This window comes from Flavobacterium degerlachei, assembly GCF_900106645.1.
Taxonomy (GTDB): domain Bacteria; phylum Bacteroidota; class Bacteroidia; order Flavobacteriales; family Flavobacteriaceae; genus Flavobacterium; species Flavobacterium degerlachei.
This window is the reverse complement of record NZ_FNMV01000012.1, coordinates 53,237-72,603: the sequence shown is the minus strand read 5'-3', so window position 1 is coordinate 72,603 and position 19,367 is coordinate 53,237. Positions and strand designations below refer to the sequence as shown.

20 protein-coding genes are annotated in these 19,367 nt (G+C 31.1%); 10 read left to right on the top strand and 10 right to left on the bottom strand.

Annotation, left to right across the window (positions count from 1 at the left end):
• Positions 1–92: 92 nt before the first annotated feature.
• Positions 93–1,238 carry a DUF5131 family protein gene (locus tag BLV91_RS12625; protein WP_091433893.1) on the bottom strand — a complete coding sequence of 382 codons (1,146 nt, stop codon included), beginning with the start codon at positions 1,236–1,238 and terminating at the stop codon, positions 93–95.
• Between the two features lie 213 nt (positions 1,239–1,451).
• Positions 1,452–1,922 (bottom strand): hypothetical protein, encoded by a 471-nt coding sequence (locus tag BLV91_RS12620; protein ID WP_091433890.1) that lies wholly within the window; start codon positions 1,920–1,922, stop codon positions 1,452–1,454.
• A gap of 375 nt (positions 1,923–2,297) precedes the next feature.
• Between BLV91_RS12620 and BLV91_RS12615 the strand changes: the two genes are divergently transcribed.
• Positions 2,298–3,671, top strand: a complete 1,374-nt coding sequence (locus BLV91_RS12615) for a hypothetical protein (RefSeq protein ID WP_091433888.1) — start codon at positions 2,298–2,300, stop codon at positions 3,669–3,671.
• Between the two features lie 27 nt (positions 3,672–3,698).
• Here BLV91_RS12615 and BLV91_RS12610 read toward each other — a convergent pair whose 3' ends face one another.
• On the bottom strand, positions 3,699–4,328 hold the full coding sequence (locus tag BLV91_RS12610; protein WP_091433865.1) for a recombinase family protein: 630 nt from the start codon (positions 4,326–4,328) through the stop codon (positions 3,699–3,701).
• Between the two features lie 154 nt (positions 4,329–4,482).
• Positions 4,483–4,794, bottom strand: coding sequence for a hypothetical protein (locus BLV91_RS12605; protein WP_091433863.1), 312 nt, complete (start codon positions 4,792–4,794; stop codon positions 4,483–4,485).
• Positions 4,795–4,991: 197 nt separating this feature from the next.
• Here BLV91_RS12605 and BLV91_RS12600 point away from each other — a divergent pair, with 197 nt between their 5' ends.
• From BLV91_RS12600 to BLV91_RS17260, 3 genes are all read left to right on the top strand, one after another.
• Entirely contained in the window at positions 4,992–5,990 is a 999-nt protein-coding gene (locus BLV91_RS12600) for a DNA cytosine methyltransferase (protein WP_091433861.1), read from the top strand.
• A 180-nt stretch (positions 5,991–6,170) separates the two neighbouring features.
• On the top strand, positions 6,171–7,982 hold the full coding sequence (locus tag BLV91_RS12595) for a hypothetical protein (protein ID WP_091433859.1): 1,812 nt from the start codon (positions 6,171–6,173) through the stop codon (positions 7,980–7,982).
• A gap of 408 nt (positions 7,983–8,390) precedes the next feature.
• Positions 8,391–8,522: a hypothetical protein gene (locus tag BLV91_RS17260; protein WP_262488622.1), complete on the top strand. Its 132-nt coding sequence runs from the start codon at positions 8,391–8,393 to the stop codon at positions 8,520–8,522.
• Between the two features lie 44 nt (positions 8,523–8,566).
• Here the strand turns inward: BLV91_RS17260 and BLV91_RS12590 are convergent, their stop codons facing one another.
• Complete coding sequence (locus BLV91_RS12590) at positions 8,567–8,824, bottom strand: helix-turn-helix transcriptional regulator (protein WP_091433857.1); 258 nt, start codon at positions 8,822–8,824, stop codon at positions 8,567–8,569.
• A gap of 3 nt (positions 8,825–8,827) precedes the next feature.
• Positions 8,828–9,070, bottom strand: a complete 243-nt coding sequence (locus tag BLV91_RS12585) for a hypothetical protein (RefSeq protein WP_091433855.1) — start codon at positions 9,068–9,070, stop codon at positions 8,828–8,830.
• Between the two features lie 213 nt (positions 9,071–9,283).
• Here BLV91_RS12585 and dcm point away from each other — a divergent pair, with 213 nt between their 5' ends.
• From dcm to BLV91_RS12560, 5 genes are all read left to right on the top strand, one after another.
• The gene (dcm, locus tag BLV91_RS12580; RefSeq protein WP_091433853.1) at positions 9,284–10,552 is read left to right on the top strand and encodes a DNA (cytosine-5-)-methyltransferase; all 1,269 of its coding nucleotides are present in this window, start codon (positions 9,284–9,286) and stop codon (positions 10,550–10,552) included.
• A 3-nt stretch (positions 10,553–10,555) separates the two neighbouring features.
• A complete protein-coding gene (locus BLV91_RS12575; RefSeq protein WP_091433851.1) occupies positions 10,556–11,716 on the top strand; it encodes a hypothetical protein in 1,161 nt (386 codons plus the stop codon).
• 1 nt (position 11,717) lies between these two features.
• Positions 11,718–13,115 (top strand): Sau3AI family type II restriction endonuclease, encoded by a 1,398-nt coding sequence (locus BLV91_RS12570; protein WP_091433849.1) that lies wholly within the window; start codon positions 11,718–11,720, stop codon positions 13,113–13,115.
• A gap of 185 nt (positions 13,116–13,300) precedes the next feature.
• Positions 13,301–14,302, top strand: coding sequence for a hypothetical protein (locus BLV91_RS12565; protein ID WP_091433847.1), 1,002 nt, complete (start codon positions 13,301–13,303; stop codon positions 14,300–14,302).
• A gap of 207 nt (positions 14,303–14,509) precedes the next feature.
• On the top strand, positions 14,510–15,130 hold the full coding sequence (locus tag BLV91_RS12560; protein ID WP_091433845.1) for a S1 domain-containing protein: 621 nt from the start codon (positions 14,510–14,512) through the stop codon (positions 15,128–15,130).
• 104 nt (positions 15,131–15,234) lie between these two features.
• On the opposite strand, the gene BLV91_RS12555 is transcribed toward BLV91_RS12560, so the two are convergent.
• Positions 15,235–15,633 carry an NUDIX hydrolase gene (locus BLV91_RS12555; RefSeq protein ID WP_091433842.1) on the bottom strand — a complete coding sequence of 133 codons (399 nt, stop codon included), beginning with the start codon at positions 15,631–15,633 and terminating at the stop codon, positions 15,235–15,237.
• A gap of 379 nt (positions 15,634–16,012) precedes the next feature.
• On the opposite strand from BLV91_RS12555, the gene BLV91_RS12550 reads away from it, so the two are divergent.
• A complete protein-coding gene (locus BLV91_RS12550) occupies positions 16,013–16,267 on the top strand; it encodes a GIY-YIG nuclease family protein (protein WP_091433840.1) in 255 nt (84 codons plus the stop codon).
• Positions 16,268–16,521: 254 nt separating this feature from the next.
• Here the strand turns inward: BLV91_RS12550 and BLV91_RS12545 are convergent, their stop codons facing one another.
• From BLV91_RS12545 to BLV91_RS12535, 3 genes are read right to left on the bottom strand one after another with little or no spacing between them, the layout of a single operon-like run.
• Positions 16,522–17,421, bottom strand: a complete 900-nt coding sequence (locus tag BLV91_RS12545) for a lipid A deacylase LpxR family protein (RefSeq protein ID WP_245709696.1) — start codon at positions 17,419–17,421, stop codon at positions 16,522–16,524.
• Positions 17,422–17,457: 36 nt separating this feature from the next.
• Positions 17,458–18,201, bottom strand: a complete 744-nt coding sequence (mtgA, locus tag BLV91_RS12540) for a monofunctional biosynthetic peptidoglycan transglycosylase (RefSeq protein WP_091433836.1) — start codon at positions 18,199–18,201, stop codon at positions 17,458–17,460.
• A complete protein-coding gene (locus BLV91_RS12535) occupies positions 18,201–19,313 on the bottom strand; it encodes an NAD(P)/FAD-dependent oxidoreductase (protein WP_091434017.1) in 1,113 nt (370 codons plus the stop codon). Before BLV91_RS12535 ends, mtgA begins: the two co-directional genes overlap by 1 nt.
• Positions 19,314–19,367: the final 54 nt, after the last annotated feature.

Sequence of the window (19,367 nt, the reverse complement as noted above, 5' to 3'; positions counted from 1 at the left end):
TTACTGATTTCTGAACAGAAACCAGATAGATTAAATTGGAGAATTGTGCACCATTCTCCCGTATTAAACAGCCTAAGTAGACTGCGTTTTTATTAAGCGACTACTCTAAATTTCATTTTAAACAAGCCATCATAATCTTTTTCAGTCATATCCAAAATTATTGATTTGAATCTTGTATTAGTACTTACATATACCCTCATTGCTGAACTGCCATCTTGATTTTCGTGAACCATGCAAAGTTGAACACTATATGCGAAATCTGGAATATCACTTAGTATTCCATCATTTATTAAGCCATCAATATCATAGGTTGCACTGAATTTAGCTTTAGTAGAGTTGTCATTAATAACTCTTAGTTCTTCTACTGTTACACACTTCAATTTTTTCATTTTTGTTTTCATTTCGGTTTTTTTCAAGTTTAATATTTCGGTTTTAGTTGTTGGAAATTCTCGAATCAATAAATCTTGAGGTATTTCCAACTTTTTATCTATCTGTTTGAAGAAAAATGGAACGCCTTTCTTTTTACAATCATCTCTTAGTAATCTACCCCAATCTGTATCAAAAGGTCGTCTGTGATGTCCAGACTCACCTCCTTGAATTACCCAATCAACCATGTCCAATAAAACCCTATCTGTTTCATCATTAACCATAGTCATTAAATCGATTTTTTCTAGTTGAGGTTCTACAGAAAGAAACCTTAACCCGTTGACTTCCGATAGTTGAAGAATTAACTTATTTGCGGTTTCTTGGCTTACAGGTGAGGTTCCAAACATTACATTTTTAGGAGGATTCTCTTTCCAACTCTCAGGAATATACTTATTGATATTCGAAGGTCTTTTTGTTAATAGCAGGAACATCAGATTAGGTGAATTCGGAACAACTTCATTAAAGAATTTATCTCTTAACTGTCCAGTATTCCAAAATTCGCTTTCACCTTCTGAATATGGATTGCCATCATGGTCCACTAACGGCATTGGTTTTTCGAAGATGTCCATCATCGAACCGACAAAGACTCTGTGGACCTCATTCTGTTTTTCTGCTTCTTTTTGAAATTTTCTAAATTTTGACCATACATCTTTAATCATTCTTCGGGGTTTGTCATTTCCCCAGATATCATTTCCCACTCTTTTTGCGAAGGTTAATGCGTAACAGTTGTCACATCCTGCGTGTACTTTTGTGCATCCCCACCATAAATTTGCCGTGTGATGCGTCCATTCAATTTTGCTATTTTCAGCCATGATTTTAATTATTTTAATTGTTTATAGTAATTTGTTTAGGACATAGGAGGTCCTGTACCCATTTTTGGGTAGATTATTATTTAGATAAAATTGTTTTTGAATTTCTTTTCAGGAATGAAAGAAATCAATCTAGTTAACGACTAATATTTGTAACTAGATTAGATAATAGGTATTTAGTGTTTTCTGTAGATTTAAAAACACTTTGTTTTCTAGTTAACTAAGCAAAAAATAAAGATTTTCTTCTATAACCTCAATTGTTTCATCTTCATTATCTTGAACTTTGATGAATTTAGTGATTTCGCACTCTTTTTTAAAAAATTTTGCTTCAACCTCTAAGGATTCAAATACGAGTTCCTCATCTCCATAAATATTATAGTCATATTCCTCTCCTTCATCCTCAATAATCAGATAGATATCAACAGAATAAGCTTTGAAATTTCTAAAGCCTTTGTCTTCAGCCTCAGAAGGAGAAGAGAAGCTTTCATCATGGTTAAAAGAATCCGTAATTTCCTGAGCTTTCTCAATTGCACTTCTTCTTTTTTCCAATAATTCTCCTTCATCAAAAGTATATTCCAAATTTTCACTTTTATGATTACCGTTTTTATCCATTTTTAGGATGTTTACACTTACTATATATTTACTTTTAATAGAATTGTTTTCTGCTGTTGTCATTGAATTTTTCATTTTTTTTGTTTTTAAAGTTTAGGCAATAGACATTCTGTCCATATTGCAATAGATTTTTTTTGATGTAATAAATTGTTTGATTTTTTTGCTTTCTAGAATTAGAAAGTCTTAGATAATTAATTGTTTTCTTAATGCCTTCATTATACCTTTAGATTTGAAGTAACATTAAAATTCTAATTTCTCATAATAGCTTTTGTTGTTTGTATTAATAATTTATTTTGTTATTCCGATTTTGATATAGCAAATGTATGATTTTTGCACATTGTGATAAAATTTGTTTCGTTTTTGGTTATTTTTCACGCGAATGCTTTTGTCTTGTTTTATGTCTAATTATGTGATAAATTAGCCAATAAAAAAAATAATAAAATCCGTTTTATGTACAAAAGCACGCATCCAATTGAAGAGTTTATAACTTTTGATGATTCTTTTAACTCCTGTTTTCAAAACTTAGAAGTTATAAGGGGGTCTAATGACCTAATGATTCACAGAATCATTTTAGTCTTAAGCCTAGCGACAGGATTAGAGATGAAATATGTATTTAATATAAAATGGAAAGAATTATTAATGTTAGGTACTGAAAACAATGCAGTTGTGAAAGATGAATTAAGAGTACGTAAATACTATATACCAATTCATCCTAAAGTAAAATTTTTACTTTCTGATTTATATTGTAAGTTAGACTATCCAAGTTTAGAACTAGAAATTATAAATACTATACCATTACGATTGGGCACAGATAGACTTTCTGAATGGATATTAAGAGCTTCAGCTAGTGACCATTTAAATGAAATTAACAAAATAAATGTTAAACATTTGAATGTCTTTAATTTTGAAATATTTTCGCAAATTCTATTCGGTAGAAAGGTTTTCGCTGTTAATGGCTATACAAATGATATAAGTAAATTTCTTAAGCTACACTTCAAATTTCGCACGAATAAAGAATTGTTTTTTTTTCTTGGATATAGGTCTAAAGATGAGATTCAATACAGTTTGAATAATATTAATTTGGATGCGAATGGAACATTGATTTTACTAGAAGACAAAAACTTCAATGATGGTTATCCTTTTCAGAAATTTACAGCATTTTCTAAATTTTTAGAATCTGAACTCATTGCATATAAAGGCCCCGTAACTAATAGTATACGCTTATTATTGTTAATCAGTTTATATAATGGTATTAGACCATCTAGATTACTTAGCTTAAAATGGCATGAAGTTATTCATGTAAACCAAGAAGAGAGAACAATTCAAATTAAAAAGTCTCCTATTTTTGAAAATCAAAAGATAAAAATCTACGCAGAATTCAGAAAAAATCTTTTAGAGCATTATGTTCATACCATGCAAACTACTCAAAATGTAATTTTTTATAGTAAATCTCGAGGCAGAAAAACTTATTCTACAATACCTAATCTAGAGGATAATGTATTTATCTCTAATAAATACAATCCACTTACTCAACCTAGTTTATCGAGAGAAATAAAAAAGGCATTGCAGAATTTAAAATTTCCACACGCAGAAAAAGTAACTTCTACTTCGACCGTTATAATGTACGGAAGAAGAATAATGGAAATTAAAGGAGACCATAAACCAACCATTCAGAAATTGAAAGAACATTTTAATTTTAAAAGTAAAAAAGAACTATTTGACTTTTTGCACCTTACAGGCTCAAGAGAAAAAGACAAGGAAATCTACAATTTCAAAGGAAAAGTTAGAAAAAATATTTTTGAAGGTATTCTTTACGATTTTTAATTTAGAAGTATGATATAATGGACTACCCTAAATCATTTTTCGATTTACCATAACTTTCTTAACTTTTATAATTGTTGCACTTGACGCACCTGTAATCTCAGTAATCTCACGAACAGTTAAACCTTTTTGCAATTTCTTCATTACTGTTTGGTGTCGCTCCAATAGTTTTTCATCGCTTTGAACCGCTCCAATTTTTCTTCCAGAGAATTTTCCAAGAGCCTGAGCGATTTTTATCCCTTCCATAGAACGAGTTTTTATTTGATTACGACTCATTTCTCCAATTGAACCCATTACAGAAATTACAAGATTAGCCATTGGATTTTCTTCACCATTATCCAAGAATGTTGAAAATCCTTCTTTAAGTGATTTTAAGTTGATGTGGTTTTTTTTAAATACAGATATTGTATTTAAAATATCGAGTAGATTTCTGCCCAAGCGGTCGGTCGAATCCACAACTACAGTGCATCTTTCAGATTGATTTGTGATTTCATCAAACATTTTAACCGCTTCGGGTCTTTCCATGAACGGAACATTTCCTTGAATTCGTTCAACATACAATTTTGAAGTATCAAATCCCTCATGAGACTTAAACGATTCAATTTGTCTAGCAGAATTTTGAAGAACAGTTGAGGTACGAGAATAAAAATAATATTTCATAATATATAGGTATTTTAGGTTGAATTTTGTTTCAGTTTTAGAGTCCGAATTGTTTTAAAACATTCTAACGGTTTTGTTGGGTTTTCACTTTCAACTTCCGTTTTAGAAAAGAACCATGGGCTATATCTAAAACGGACAAGTCAAAAAAAAGGAATTACTTTCCTTCTATCCAATCAATCACAGGAACTAACATATCACAATAAGCTCCGTCAAACGTTTTTACTACTTCACGTTTTTTGTTGATGAATACAATCGTATAATCATCTACCCAACGAAGGCAAACTTTAACCCAACCTTGATGAGTTAATCCATTTACTTGAAAAGCGACTCCACCTTGAAATTCTTTTGATTCACTAATCGCTGCGAAATTTTGTGCTCCCCAAGCCATCAGTGCAGAACGGTCCGCATATTGAATCTGTTCCAATATTGTTTTAGCTATTTCCATTGTATTTGTTTGTGTGCTCATTTTTCTAATTGTTTAGTTGTACACTGCGAGTGTACAAGGAATTTTCATCCTGCGCCAGGGATAATTAAAATATTTTATTTTTTTTTCACGTGTTAACCCCCGTGAATACTGTGATTGTTAAAAATATTAAATGATGGGCCGCTTTTTTTTAGTCTTTTTTGACATGGGGAAATATTTATCTAAAACAGATAAATATTATGGAACAAACCCAAACCAACCAAGAAGGACTAAATGTCTTATCATTATTCGATGGAATAAGTTGTGCAAAACTGGCACTTGAAAAATCAGGAATTAAAATCAATAAATACTACAGTAGCGAAATATGTCCTCATGCTCTTGCAATCCAAAATCATCATTATTCTGGTGATACAAATTTTATCCAATTGGGTGATGTTTGCAAGATTGAAGGAATAGACTTGGCAAGTGAAATAGACTTAATAGTTTTTGGAAGTCCATGTACAAATCTATCGAGCATTAATCCAGTTGATAGAAGAGGACTTGAAGGAACAGAATCTAAATTGTTTTATGAAGCAAAAAGAATCATTCGGGACATCTATCTATTTGCACCAATTAAGAAAAAAGTATACTTCCTAATGGAAAATGTTGCAAGTATGACTGCAAAGGACCGAGACATAATTACCAGTGAACTTTCAGAAATATTCTATGATGTGAAATTAGTGAAGATAAATTCAGCAGATTTGGCTCCAGCTAATAGAAGAAGACTTTACTGGACCAACATTCCTAATGTTGGAGTTCCAGAACCAAAACCAATCAAGTATCAAGACATTGTAGTCAATGGATATGTTGACAAAGAAAAGGCTAATGTATTATTAGGAAGTAATTGCACCCTAACCAATGGAATTTTTAGATACTACAAAATGAATATTGGAAACCTTATATATAAGGACAAAAAATTTGCAGACCAACCAACTGAACAAAAATTACTAGAATATCCATTTATACTTCACAAATCAGGATACATAGGAAAATCTCGTTTAGGCTTTGATGAATATGATTTCCCAAATGGATGTTATCGTTTACCTAGTGTATTAGAAAGTGAAAGGCTTATGACCATTCCTGATGGTTATGTTTCAGATGTTCCAAAAGTTTCCAAGACTAATAAGCTAAAGGCAATTGGATTGGCAATGACTGTTGATGTTATTGCTCATTTGGTCTCTCCATTAAAGAAAATTTAAAAAAAACATGGTTTTAGATGATTTCCCTATTGACTATTCCAATATAAAGAAGTATCGTTGTTAATATTGCTGTAGCAGGCAATTACTGGGTCCAGATAGAGTAAGCTCCTATCTGGGTTCTGCCCCAGTTTAAAGAAGCAGAATCCAAAAATAACATAAAAGCAGAATAATTATGAAACCATGCTACAAAACCAATCCCTATTATCAAATTTATATTTTTTTGATAATAATTTCCAATTACATGATAACTTTAGTTATAAGTCACTACTAGGGAAATTCTATCTTCATTCATATTATCTATTCATTAATGATGTTTTAGATAATACATTACCTAAAGATAAAGAAGTACTAGATATACCAAGGGTTACAGCCTATAATGATGACAATATCACTACTGATATTTCTGCTCAATTATCGCTATTCGTAATCAATAATAATAGAATAAAGATACCTAGTAAAGTAGAATATGTAATCCGAAAATATGTCTCGAGAAAACTATTAAAAGAAATCCATAAGGATATTGATGTAGCAATTGAATTGTGTTTGTTATTTTGTACTCAATTAAATTCCACTTATTTTGACATCAAAAATGGAAGCCAACCTAATGGATGGAAATCACTTCGAGCCGAATATCTACGTGATTTTTTAAGTCTGTCTCCTATGACCTATAAAAATGTAATCATGGCACTTGAAGAACCTTTAAAAAGAGGTGCTATACTTGAATGTGACCATGTCAGCATTAAAGGTGAAAAGAATCATTTTTATCGCTTAACACCGCCTTATTTAGGTAAAGGTATAGTAAGTTATGACCTTAAGACAAAAGAAGCTAGGAGCCTTCTAAATAAGCATTATTACAGAGTTTTAGGTGAAGCCAAAAAGAATCCAATCTGCGAGAACCTCATCAGATTCTATCAGGACATTACCCTACCAACTATGGACCAAATTAATAAGGAAGCAGAAAGGTTAATTGCTTCAGGATACGTGACAAAGAAGAACAAGAAACTGATAAAACTGAATAAACATGCTAGGTCATATTATAAAAATCATAAAGAACTTTCTTTTGTGGAAGATGCTATTGAGATATTTGAATATTTAACTGATAATGGTCTTTTGATTCCCACAGTTGGTGGTGAGGCTAGTGGTGGTCGTGTGGTCGATTCTTTTGACCTCATGCCGAGCTGGATAAGAAATTTGGTTTTAGTAAATGGTAAAACACTTGTAGAAAGTGATTATAGTTGTCTGCATCCAAATATAACAATTACATTATACGATGGGTCCACATCTTATTTAACTCATGGTGATTTAGGTTTAGAGCTCAATATTGATGTAAAGACTGTAAAAAAAGAACATTTATCATTCTTTAATAAAGAAGTTTGGCAAATGAAACAATCTCCACTTTATCCATATTATCAACAAAATGAACCGAGAATGCTTCAGAATGTTATTTCCGAGAAATATAATAGTCAGCACAAACACAAGATTACTTCACGTAGATTATTTGCAAAAGAAGTTGAGGTAATGACAACCGTTATTCAGCAACTGAATAAAGAAGGGATATTCGTTGGGTACGTGTATGATGCTTTGTTTTTTCATCCAGATTATGCAAAGAGAGTAAAAGAAGTTATGGATACAGTAATTCAGCAATATGGAATTAAGACAATAGCAAAATTGTCTAATGAAGAAAAACAGAATCCAATCATGGATAGTCTAAAAGAAACCAAAGTTGTGTTGAATGGAATCAAAAGGAAACATGTACCAAAAGTTGAAAAGACTTCATTATTGGAGATAGATGTAGAAGCTATAAATTTCAGCGATAGAGTAAAATTAATGCTTCAGGAAAAAATCAATAATGGTGAGCAATTGGATTTCGTGGATGCCACCATTGTATTTGGAAAAAATGATACTATTAAAGACAAAGTTTTAATGATTCGAGATAGGCTAAACCCAAAAGCTACCTATGTTATTCAAAGCCATGTTTTAGGTTCTGCATAAATGTATAAACAACGGAGGAAGGCCCCTTCCCCCGTTGTTTAATGTAATATCAAGTTAACCGTTACTCGCTAACTATTAGTGGCTTTTTCGGATATCGATATATAGACCCCATCGATATCCAAAAAAAATATCTGGCTGAAAAAAGGCAATTATTTTTTAGTTGAGGTCAAAATCGAAAAAAATATTTTACGGGAAAATTTGGTTCCATTTTTTGCATTAATCAATAGTTTATCCGTACCTATTGGGCTCAGACGCTCCTGTATTTGTTCTATTGAATTATTTAATAATCACTAGTAAAAGCTATGAATTCATTATGTTGTGTGAGCGCACAGCCTCACTTTTCGGAATAATTTATTTTTTAATTGGTGTTTGGGTGCATTCTGAGATATTTATCATTAAAAGAAAGATATGAAGCTAAAACTAACATCAAAACAAATGCTTATGCTACTTGACAAAATAGGAGTACCAAAAGGGAAGGTAATTTCAACTACTGGAGGAGTATTGAGCAAGATTTATCAAAAAGAAAAAATAATTTACTAAGTTAGAATCTAACAGCTAAAGTATTAAAATACCTCTAGCCTAAATCACTTGTTATCAACTATTGAAAAATTAAAATCTAAAAACAAAGAGAATTTGGCTAAGTAATCAATACTAAAACTAAATTTTCCATTTTCTATTTTGGAAATTGTAGTTCGGTTTACACCCATGATTTCTGCTAACTCATCTTGACTATAACCTCTTTTTTCTCTGATTTCACGAATATTCTGTCCCATTTTTAAGCGACTGTTATGGATGTAATTTTCAATTGAATCCTTTTCTAGTTGAGAGTCTCTATTTACCATTATTTACGCTTTCGTTATTTGTCTGGTAATAATTTCAATAGCTTCTTCTTTACTAACTATATTGCCAAACTCATGCAACGATTCATCATCCCTGTAAACGCCATTTCGGTCATTCCAACAAAGCCATTCTATTAAATCTAATCTTGACCATGAATTTAATTCTGATTCCAAAGCATTATCTCTTAATTCCATCAATTTATAAAATGGATGCTTTAGTTTTTCTTCTTCATTTATGAATGTGCTCATGATAATTATAAAATTATGTGCTATTTATTACTCTACTTTGGATTAAAAAATAAGGTTTATTTATCTTGCTAAGTCCTAAACAAATATACGTTAACAATTAAACATGTGCAATATATTGAACACTATATTTATACCAATTAAATCAATAATTTTATTTCTAATTGAATACTTTTGTGAAGAAAGTTAAAATTAATTTATACTAAAGGAATAAAAATGACTAGAGTTGCAGAATTATTTGCTGGTGTAGGAGGGTTCAGGCTTGGATTAGAGGGATGGGATAATAAATCAGCTACTAGTGGATATAGCGAAGACCTTAATTCTGAATTTGAAGTAGTATGGAGTAACCAGTGGGAGCCTTCAACAAAAGCTCAGCACGCCTCAAAAGTTTATGAAGATAGGTGGGGTACAATAAATCACAGCAATGAAGATATAGCATCAGTAGATGTTGAAACGATTCCTGACCATGATTTATTAGTGGGTGGATTTCCGTGCCAAGATTATTCTGTAGCTACAACTTTGAAAAACTCAAAAGGATTAATTGGTAAAAAAGGTGTTTTATGGTGGTCAATCCATAAGATTCTGAATGAAAAAGAAAATAAACCAAGGTTTTTATTTCTTGAAAATGTTGACCGATTACTTAAATCCCCATCTGGTCAAAGAGGTCGAGATTTTGCAATTATACTACAAAGTTTAAATGAATTAGGATATGCAGTTGAATGGAGAGTCATAAATGCTGCTGAATATGGATTACCCCAAAGACGAAGAAGAGTTTTTATATTGGCATACCACAGCACATCTAGAATTTTCAATCAAATAATTGAATCTACCCCAACAGAATGGGTTCTTAATAATGGTACAATAGCAGAAGCTTTCCCTGTTTCCGTTGAAAACGTAAACAATTTTAAATTCTTCACGTTGGATAATGATATTGTGCAAATTTCAAATGAATTTAATAAAGGAACCGCTAAAAGTCTATTTGAAAATACTGGAGTAATGATAAATGGAGAGGTCACCACTATTCATTCTATACCAAGTTACGATGGTAAACAAACAACAATTAAAGATATAATGTTGTCTGGAAAAGTTGATGAAGACTTCTATATTAACGAAAATGACTTAGACAAATGGAGCTATTTAAAAGGTTCTAAAAGTCATTCTAAAATAAATTCTGAAGGATTTGAATACAAATATAGTGAGGGAAGTATGAATTTCCCAGACCCATTAGATAAGTCTTCGAGAACGATAATTACTGGTGAGGGTGGCAAATCCCCATCAAGATTCAAACATGTTATTGCAACAAAAGAAGGCCTAAGAAGACTAACACCAATTGAACTTGAACGCTTGAATATGTTTCCAGATAATCACACAAAACTTGAAGGTATTTTAGATACTAAAAGAGCTTTTTTCATGGGAAATGCTTTAGTTGTAGGAGTTATAGAAAAAATTGGAATTTCATTACAGAACAAGATAAACATCCCCTAATTTATGGCAGGCTATTTATTCAGCCTTGACAGTATAGATTCTTTAATGAATTGTATTGACAAAGGCACCTATTCAACCAGGTTATCATTGCCGTCAGGAGGATTGTGGAAAATACATCATGAAGGTACTTTTGCAGATTACAGTTCTATGGCAGAAGGAGATAATGTTTATTTTTTCATAAAGAGAAAAATTTATGGCATCGGAATATTAATAAATATTAGTGGCGAATGTAAATTTCTAAATTATCCAAAAGCAAATTACCCAGATACTCCAGATTATGATACTATTAAATCTAAGTTAATACTTGATAATGGCAGCAAAGAAAGTTTACAATATAGATTTGTTTGCACATTTAAACCCAGTCCATATTTTTTCAAAGATGGTATAGACATGGATGAGACTTTAGCATCAGCACCAAATCAATTTAAAATTTTACGTGCATTTTGGAAATTAAGTTTTATAAAATTTTCTGATGAAGAAAATCAAGCTTTTAAAAATATAATATTGAGACGTAATATTGAAGTAATTAATAATTCTAGTATAATAAATACTATTCAAAGTGATTTTGTCAAATCACATTTACAAATAGAAGCTTTAGTATCAAATAATTCAGATTATAGATTAACAACAGTACCTTTTCTAAATAATATTAACAATCCAAATGGTAGTTTAAAGCATGAGATGGCAATCGAAGCTTCACTTATACATCAATTAACAAACTTAGAAGAAAATGCAGTCGAAGTATTTGGAAAATGGGATTACTTAACCCATCAAATCATAGCTTCCCCTTTTAAACCAATTGATTACATGGACAAAATGGACATATTTGGATACAAATACATTAAAAATCAGAAACCGACAATTTCCAATTTCTTGGTAATTGAAATAAAAAAAGGTCAAGTTGAAGTTCAAGATGTAATGCAATTAATGAAGTATGTGGATTGGATTAAAAATGAATACACATATGGAGACTATAGTATGATAAATGCCTTTTTACTAGGGCATAGTTATACTCAAGAAGCAATAGATACTTATCAGGATATTGTTGAAAGAAAATACATTAATGGAGTAAGACCTTCAGTTTCTAAAACATGGAACAATGTAAGATTAGTTACTTATAATTTTGATATCACTAAAGAGAATTTAATTTATGAAATAATTTAAGATGAGCTCTAACCAAAACCTTCCGTATAATCCGCAAGACAAAGATTCTGTATTAGAATACGCTAAAAAACTAGCAGGAAATTCATTGAGAACATCATGTGATGTTGGGATAATTGAACACGGCTATACAGGCAAAGGTAACTTTGGTCAGATTTTGGAAAAATTTTATTTCATGTATGAGCCCAATTCCGATGCTTTGCCAGATTTTGCGGAAATTGGTATGGAATTGAAGTCTTCTCCATTAAAGAAACTAAGTAATAAGGAATATCGCTCTAAAGAGCGATTAGTACTTAATATAATTAATTACCTAGAAGTTGCGACTCAAAAATTCGAAACGAGTTCATTTTGGAAAAAAAATGCACATCTCCTTTTAATTTTTTATTTTAGGGAAGAGGGAATAGACATTTTAGACTATATGATAAAGCTTGTTAATGAATGGACTTTTCCTGCTCATGATTTAGAGATAATAAAAAATGATTGGCAGATAATAACCAACAAAATTGCTTCAGGTCATGCACATGAATTATCCGAAGGAGACACGTTTTATTTAGGCGCCTGTACAAAAGGAGGCAAAGGTGGAAATCTAAGAAAACAATTCGGTGTTGACACTTTAGCTAAACAAAGAGCATATTCATTAAAACAAGGATATGTCAACCATATAATTGCTTCAATTGCTAATGAGCCAACCGAGGTTTATGGGAAAATAATTCCAGGCAATCTGCCTATCGAGCTAACAATTGAACAAATAGTTTTATCTAAATTCAGTAAATTTTATAATGCAAGTGTTGATGAAATCCAAGCAGAATTTGGAGTAGAACTTAATAAGTTAGCTAAAAATTATTTTTCAAGTATTACTAAACTAATTTTAGGAATTGCAGTAGATAAAGAAATCGAAGAATTTGCAAAAGCAGACATCGAAATCAAGACAGTTAGATTAAGAGAAGATTCATTGCCAAAAGAAAACATGTCTTTTCCTGCTTTTGAATATATGGAAATTGTATCTCATAATTGGGAAAATTCTGAATTTAGGGAAATTTTAGAACGTAAGTTTCTATTTGTTTTTTTTCAATTTGATAATAACAAAATTATACTAAGAAAGACGAAGTTTTGGAACATGCCTGTTTCAGACATAGAAAAAGTAAAAGTTGTTTGGGACAAAACACAAGAAGTAGTTGCATCAGGAAAAATTGTAAAAGAAATTAAAAATAGCATTCGCTATACAAATTTTCCCAAGAAAAGTGAGAATGATATTTCACACGTAAGACCTCATGCAGTAACTACTCATGATACTTATGTATTACCAGTTATCGACATTGTTACTAAATCTGATAGATATACCAAACATTCTTTTTGGCTAAATGATACTTATATTCGAGATGAAATTTATTTGAAAAAGTAAATCAATTATTAAGGTTCAACTCCAACAATTATTATTGGAAGAGATGGTAAGCTTAAATAAAACTAAACTTTTTTTTATTCGTTCTGAAAAGTATACTTTTCACTTCTTGCTCAAAGCTATCCATCTATAATTAAGAGATTAAAAATCGCCTTATTATTTTATATCTGTTTTTAATAATTTAAAATATGACTTTACAGGATTATAATGAAAATATTGATAGTATAATGAATGACCTAGGGTTCAATGTAAGTCAGTTTTATGACCTTGAATTTTCGCCTAATCAATCAGAGTTTTTAAATGTTTTCAGTTTCTATCGAGAAACATTACAGATTAATAGTGTTTATGGGATTGTGCCCGCTTATTTATATTTTATTAATAATTTCTCAATTAATGCTAAAGCTGGTTTAAGTGACAATGGCTATTATCTTATTGGAATCTACATGGGAACCATAAATTGGTTAATAAATAATTTTAAAACTAACGAAACATTAATTATTGAATCCGATATTTTTTTATTTGAAAAACTAGCTCCCTATACAGATACTCCTATAAATAATCTAATGTATCAAGCTGGTTTGCATTTTACCTTTTATCATGAATTAGCTCATCTAATTCAAAAATCAGATTACCTTGAACTTAATTTAGAAGAGAATCCCGAAACAATAGAAGTTTTCGACATTAACAGACATCTAATGGAAATCGATGCAGATACTTTTAGTGCTCTGTGTTTAGGAACTCATATAATGCAATATTCTGAAAAGTTATTCGGTGAAGAAGTTTCAAAGCCTTTGGTTGAAGCTATGATTGTATTGTTCTCAGTTCCAATAATTTTGTATCTATTATCTTTTGAAGGAAATTCAGATAATCTATATTACGCTGAAAAAACTCATCCGCATCCAGCAATTCGATTAACAAATTTCATCATAGTTTTAACACATTATTGCAATCAAGTTTTAGATGGAAAAAACAGAGGCTTTACAACTGACCAAGGAGATATTTTTATTCAAGCAATGAATATTGCGGAAGAATTACAGTATAAATTTTTTGACAACAATTCAGTTTCTATATACAGAGAAAATATTACTGCAAACAGACCTCAAGTTATTTCATATTTATTTGAGCTTGTTGAATTAAATGATAAGCTAGATACTACAGCTACGCACAAATGGAATTTACGCAACGCATAATTTTTTTATACTTGAGAATTTTTGAATAATGTAAAAAATTTTGAGAATCATTTCCCAATTATCTTCCGAAAAATTTTATTTAAAATGGCTTTTGTTTTCAGTTAAACCTACCAATAATTTTCCATGTGATTTAATTATATATTTGCTTTAATATTTTATAAATTAGGCAAATATTATTTTACCATAAACAATCCAGTAAGTCATTATATGAAAGGAATTATAATAGATTATATTCAAGAAAAAGGATTTGGATTCATAAAAGATGAAAACGAAAATAGATGCTTTTTCCATATTTCACAATTTAGAGAGAAAGAAAAATTTTTAAATAATGTAACAAATTATCTTTATACAGATTGGGTTGATAGAAATCGTTTTGTTATTGATTTTAAAGTAATTGAAACTGAAAAAGGTTTCAATGCCATAGATATAAGCATGACAAATCAAATTTTCAATGATAAGTCAATAAAAGATGTTTATAAAGTAAAAATAATTGATTTAAAATATGATACTACCTCGTTAACTAGAACAGTATCGGGAATTAAAAATGGAATGTCTGTTCCTTTCGGAGCAACTGATGGTGGAAATGGAACATACAGAATCGGATATCCTGAGGTGTTAAGGGAACTAAATATATATTTTCGTAGAATAGACGATATAGGTTGGGGAACTATCGAAATTAGAGAATTAGCATTAAGGGTTAATGATAGAAATAAAATTACTGACAAATTGATTGAAAATTTAAAAAATAAAATTGTTGGAAAAGCTATTAATATTGTTTCATATAAAGGTGATTGGAAGATAATAGACAATTCAATATTAGAAATATAATAATTTCACGTAATTTATATTTTATACAAACCTAAATTACTACTCTACAAATTCCGTCAAACCAGTTTGCAGATGCAGTTTCGTCATGAGTTCCTAAATATTGTTTAATCTAACATATTACTTTCTTTCAAAAAATTAAAAATTAACTTATCAACCTCTGATATTTTATCTTTATCGGAATAAGACAGCCAAATAATTTCCTCAATTTCTGAATTCGCTTCTAGCAAACCAGTAAAACTTGCCGAATAGCAAGTCATTTTAACAAACGTATCTGCAGAATGCCCATGAGCGTGAGCTTGAAATACTCCAATAAATTTTAAAGTATCTGTATTTAACTCTACACTTAGTTCTTCTTTTATTTCTCGAGATAAAGCTTCCTTGTCGGTTTCAAAATTATCTCTTTTACCACCAGGAATATAGTATTTATCTTTTCCAAAAGATTTTGTAGATAGAATCTTCTTGTCTACAATTTCAATCCAAGCTAGCTTATCAATTATTTTCATTTCTTATGATTTTAACATCATTTTGGTTATAGTTTCCAAAATAACTAAATACATTTTCACCACAGCCTTTTTCTCTAAATAATTTTAATGATTACTGCTGAGGTTTGCGATAGTCCATAGAATCTGTTACTTCAGTATGAATATAATTTAACCAAAAAAACAATGAAATATTCTCATTATCTAAGTGTACTTATTGAGTGGCAAAATGCTCTAAAATGTATGTTTTTGCAACACTTAAAAAAACACAATCCCAGTAAAAATAGGGTTTTGATTAATACGGCCCCGCCTGGCAGGCAAGAGGTGATCGGTTCGAATCCGATATTCTCCACATTTTAATACTCAAGTCAGACGACTTGAGTATTTTTTTATTTTAAAGCCTATGTTTTATACTTACATTATTTTCTCGAAGACTTTAAATAAATACTACACCGGTTCTTGTGAAAACATTGAGAACAGACTTAACGACCATTTAAATAGTAGAAGTACCTATACCAAAGCTGCAAAAGATTGGATAATCGTACATTTTGAAACTTTTGACTCTAGGGCATTAGCTGTAAAAAGAGAAATGGAAATCAAAAAAAAGAAAAGCAGAAAATATATCGAATATTTAATATCTCAAAACTCATATGACTAGAGTGTCCCGAAGGCTTTCGGGAAGGTGACCGGTTCGAATCCGGTATTCTCCACAGAATAAAACCGTAAAACCTTTTAATTAAGTGTTTACGGTTTTTTATTTTGTTCTTTATCGTTATTATTTAGGAGGATTAACTCTATTGAATTTTACGTAATAGCGAGAATTACTTCATACCACACCTTTTATCCATCCTACAATTAATTACACTTGCTTGATAAAAATTAATGGATGATATATCTAATCCGAATTTTCTTCTATTTAAATAAAAAAGAAATGGATATTGATCCATAAAAATATCCTGTATTTTCATCATTATTCACCTCTTTCCCTCGATAAACAAAACTATAACCTAAATTAAGATTGTTTTTTCGGTATTTGAAGCCTGCTTCCCCATTAAATCGAAGCGGAACTAAATCATAAGTGACTGGACTATCATCATTAAAAAGGCTTCCTTGAATTGTAGCGTCATACAGTTGGTAATTCACACTTGGAGCTAAATAGAAATAAAACTCACTTTCGTTGCTTCCTACTGCGCCACCGTAAAGGTTAGAGTTATAGACTGGCGCTAATTTTTTAAATGCTATTCTTGTTAAAAAACCTGTTGATGCACCAGTAAATATTGTTCCCAGATCAGCTTCGGATTGAAAATGAAAGTCAATGGCTTTGCTTTCTAATTTTGGAAATAATTTTTTTGAGTAAAAAACATGAGATTGCAGAGCTACTGTATTCCTAATTTGATGTTCCCAACCTGTCGCTTCCTTATGATTAAGAAGCCTATGGATAAAATTTTGGGTTTCCTTTCCAAATGAATTTGGACCAACATTACCAATTTGCATATGATATTTAACTACAGATTCATTTTGGTAAAAAAAAGAGCGTCCTGCTTCTACAAATAGATATCCCGCGAATGGCCGGTCATTTGTGGCGATATCTTCTGAACTTATACTTCTAGGATTATAAATGTATTGCCCTATTCTAAATTCAGTACTTTTTTTATTTACTTCGGCCTTTTTGGCTTTATTCAAAAACCTATAAAAAATCTCCAGACCATTAGTATAATACTTATCATTCTTAGATGAAGTATACGAATCATTATCTGTAATGACACCCAGTTCTACAGTATTCGCCTGACCGAAAGCAAAAACTGACGACATAACTGCAAAAACAAAAAGAGCCTTTTTAAACAACATCTAATATTCTATTTTTCCAACAGTACGCATTACACGCATTATTTTTGTTTTGCGGTTATTGATATACGAAGAAGAACTAGTCGCTGTAAATTTCCTTGGATTAGGCAAAATTGCCGCTATTCCAGCAGCTTGAAGTGGCGTGAGATTTGCGGCATCTTTACGATACCAATGTTCCGCAGCAGCTTGTGCTCCATATACACCATCGCCCATCTCAATACTGTTTAAATACACTTCCATTATGCGTTCTTTCCCCCAAATAAATTCTATTAGCACTGTAAAATAAGCTTCAAGTCCTTTTCTCAGATAGCTACGTCCTTGCCAAAGAAATACATTTTTCGCCGTTTGTTGCGAGATAGTACTTCCTCCCTTAATTCTTCGGCCGCGCTCGTTATTTTTGTACGCTTTTTGCATTGCCGTAAAATCAAAACCATTGTGCTTGAGAAAAGTCCCGTCTTCACTTGCGATAACTGCTTTTTGCAAATTAACGGATATGTTTTCCAGTGGTTCCCAATCATGACTACATACCATTTCTTTGCCGGCTTTTTTACTTTCGATTGCTCGAATAGCCATTAATGGTGTAAACGGTACTGGTACGAATTTAAAAAGCAGTACAAAAAAAACGGATACACCTAAAAACCATAAAAATGCTTTAAACAGAAGGCGGCTTAATTTACTCATAAAACTTCTTGATTCTTTTTTTACTGGTTTTCTTGTTGATTTTTTTTGTGTAATTTTTGTCGCCATTATATTAAATCTGCTAATTCTGTTCCTATTAAACTCCCTATTGCTACTCCCATTCCTCCTAATCTCACTCCGCAGTACACATTTTGCGATAATTGGGAAACGATTGGGTTCTTGCTATTCCCTATTCCCATTATACCGCTCCAACGGTGCTCGATTTTGAAATCTTGATTTGGCAAAATTACTTCTTTTAATAACTGTTCCAATTTATTCTGCACGATTTCTGTCTGCGCAAACTCGGTAGTGGTTTCTGCATCAAAATCCAAATTCCTTCCTCCTCCTAACAGAATTCGATCTCCAATATTTCTAAAGTAATAATAACCTCTGTCTAAATGAAAAGTTCCTTTGATATCCAGGTTTTTAATGGGTTCCGTTATTAAAACTTGTGCTCTTGCAGGCTTTACTTCTCCGTTAGTCAACTTATTTGCAAAACCATTGGTGGCAAATAATATTTTATTTGTCATGAAACTAAAATCATCCAGCACAACTTCTACTTCATTTTCTTTATCCAAAAAAGAGGTCACCGTTTGCTGATTAAGAATCAATATATTTTCAGAAATAGCCTCTTTCAGCAAAGTCTGCATCATATTTCCAGTATCTATTTGCGCTTCGAATGGATTAAAAACCAAATGCTCCCGGATTCCATTAAACCCAAAACGATCAATTTCTTTGGCAAATACGTCAGCTCTAAAAAGAGGTTTCAGTATTTCATTTATCAATGGTAATTTGTTTATGCACTCTTCATAACAACTCTCATCTTCTTTTAAAAATAACTCATAACCACCAAAAGGCTTAAAATCAATTCTTTCATCACCCAGTCGTTTTCTTAATAATTGCAAACCCTTCCAGCGTTTCTGAACAAGGTTAAAAACCTCTTCCTCAGAATGTGATTTTAAATCATCAATTATTTCTGAAATACTGCCGAAACAGGCAAAACCCGCATTCTTAGTACTAGCTCCATGAGGCAACATTCCTTTTTCAAGAACTAAAATTTTACTATCTGGAAACCTTTCGCGCAAGCGTAATGCGGCGTGTAAACCTACAATTCCACTCCCTACAACAGTATAATCTACGTTTGTAAACCAATTTTTTAATTCCCAATAACTTAGCTGCATATTCAAATTTTTTATAAAAATAATATTTTTAGCGAACTTAAAGGACGCTTCTTC

What these genes read in the sequence shown, in the direction of transcription:
- BLV91_RS12610 (WP_091433865.1), bottom strand. Translation starts at nt 4,328, where the DNA reads ATGAAATATTATTTTTATTCTCGTACCTCAACTGTTCTTCAAAATTCT.
- mtgA (WP_091433836.1), bottom strand. Translation starts at nt 18,201, where the DNA reads ATGGCGACAAAAATTACACAAAAAAAATCAACAAGAAAACCAGTAAAA.
- BLV91_RS12570 (WP_091433849.1), top strand. Translation starts at nt 11,718, where the DNA reads ATGAGCTCTAACCAAAACCTTCCGTATAATCCGCAAGACAAAGATTCT.
- BLV91_RS12605 (WP_091433863.1), bottom strand. Translation starts at nt 4,794, where the DNA reads ATGAGCACACAAACAAATACAATGGAAATAGCTAAAACAATATTGGAA.
- BLV91_RS12565 (WP_091433847.1), top strand. Translation starts at nt 13,301, where the DNA reads ATGACTTTACAGGATTATAATGAAAATATTGATAGTATAATGAATGAC.
- BLV91_RS12625 (WP_091433893.1), bottom strand. Translation starts at nt 1,238, where the DNA reads ATGGCTGAAAATAGCAAAATTGAATGGACGCATCACACGGCAAATTTA.
- BLV91_RS17260 (WP_262488622.1), top strand. Translation starts at nt 8,391, where the DNA reads ATGAAGCTAAAACTAACATCAAAACAAATGCTTATGCTACTTGACAAA.
- dcm (WP_091433853.1), top strand. Translation starts at nt 9,284, where the DNA reads ATGACTAGAGTTGCAGAATTATTTGCTGGTGTAGGAGGGTTCAGGCTT.
- BLV91_RS12585 (WP_091433855.1), bottom strand. Translation starts at nt 9,070, where the DNA reads ATGAGCACATTCATAAATGAAGAAGAAAAACTAAAGCATCCATTTTAT.
- BLV91_RS12560 (WP_091433845.1), top strand. Translation starts at nt 14,510, where the DNA reads ATGAAAGGAATTATAATAGATTATATTCAAGAAAAAGGATTTGGATTC.
- BLV91_RS12575 (WP_091433851.1), top strand. Translation starts at nt 10,556, where the DNA reads ATGGCAGGCTATTTATTCAGCCTTGACAGTATAGATTCTTTAATGAAT.
- BLV91_RS12620 (WP_091433890.1), bottom strand. Translation starts at nt 1,922, where the DNA reads ATGAAAAATTCAATGACAACAGCAGAAAACAATTCTATTAAAAGTAAA.
- BLV91_RS12535 (WP_091434017.1), bottom strand. Translation starts at nt 19,313, where the DNA reads ATGCAGCTAAGTTATTGGGAATTAAAAAATTGGTTTACAAACGTAGAT.
- BLV91_RS12550 (WP_091433840.1), top strand. Translation starts at nt 16,013, where the DNA reads ATGTTTTATACTTACATTATTTTCTCGAAGACTTTAAATAAATACTAC.
- BLV91_RS12555 (WP_091433842.1), bottom strand. Translation starts at nt 15,633, where the DNA reads ATGAAAATAATTGATAAGCTAGCTTGGATTGAAATTGTAGACAAGAAG.
- BLV91_RS12615 (WP_091433888.1), top strand. Translation starts at nt 2,298, where the DNA reads ATGTACAAAAGCACGCATCCAATTGAAGAGTTTATAACTTTTGATGAT.
- BLV91_RS12600 (WP_091433861.1), top strand. Translation starts at nt 4,992, where the DNA reads ATGGAACAAACCCAAACCAACCAAGAAGGACTAAATGTCTTATCATTA.
- BLV91_RS12590 (WP_091433857.1), bottom strand. Translation starts at nt 8,824, where the DNA reads ATGGTAAATAGAGACTCTCAACTAGAAAAGGATTCAATTGAAAATTAC.
- BLV91_RS12595 (WP_091433859.1), top strand. Translation starts at nt 6,171, where the DNA reads ATGCTACAAAACCAATCCCTATTATCAAATTTATATTTTTTTGATAAT.
- BLV91_RS12545 (WP_245709696.1), bottom strand. Translation starts at nt 17,421, where the DNA reads ATGTCGTCAGTTTTTGCTTTCGGTCAGGCGAATACTGTAGAACTGGGT.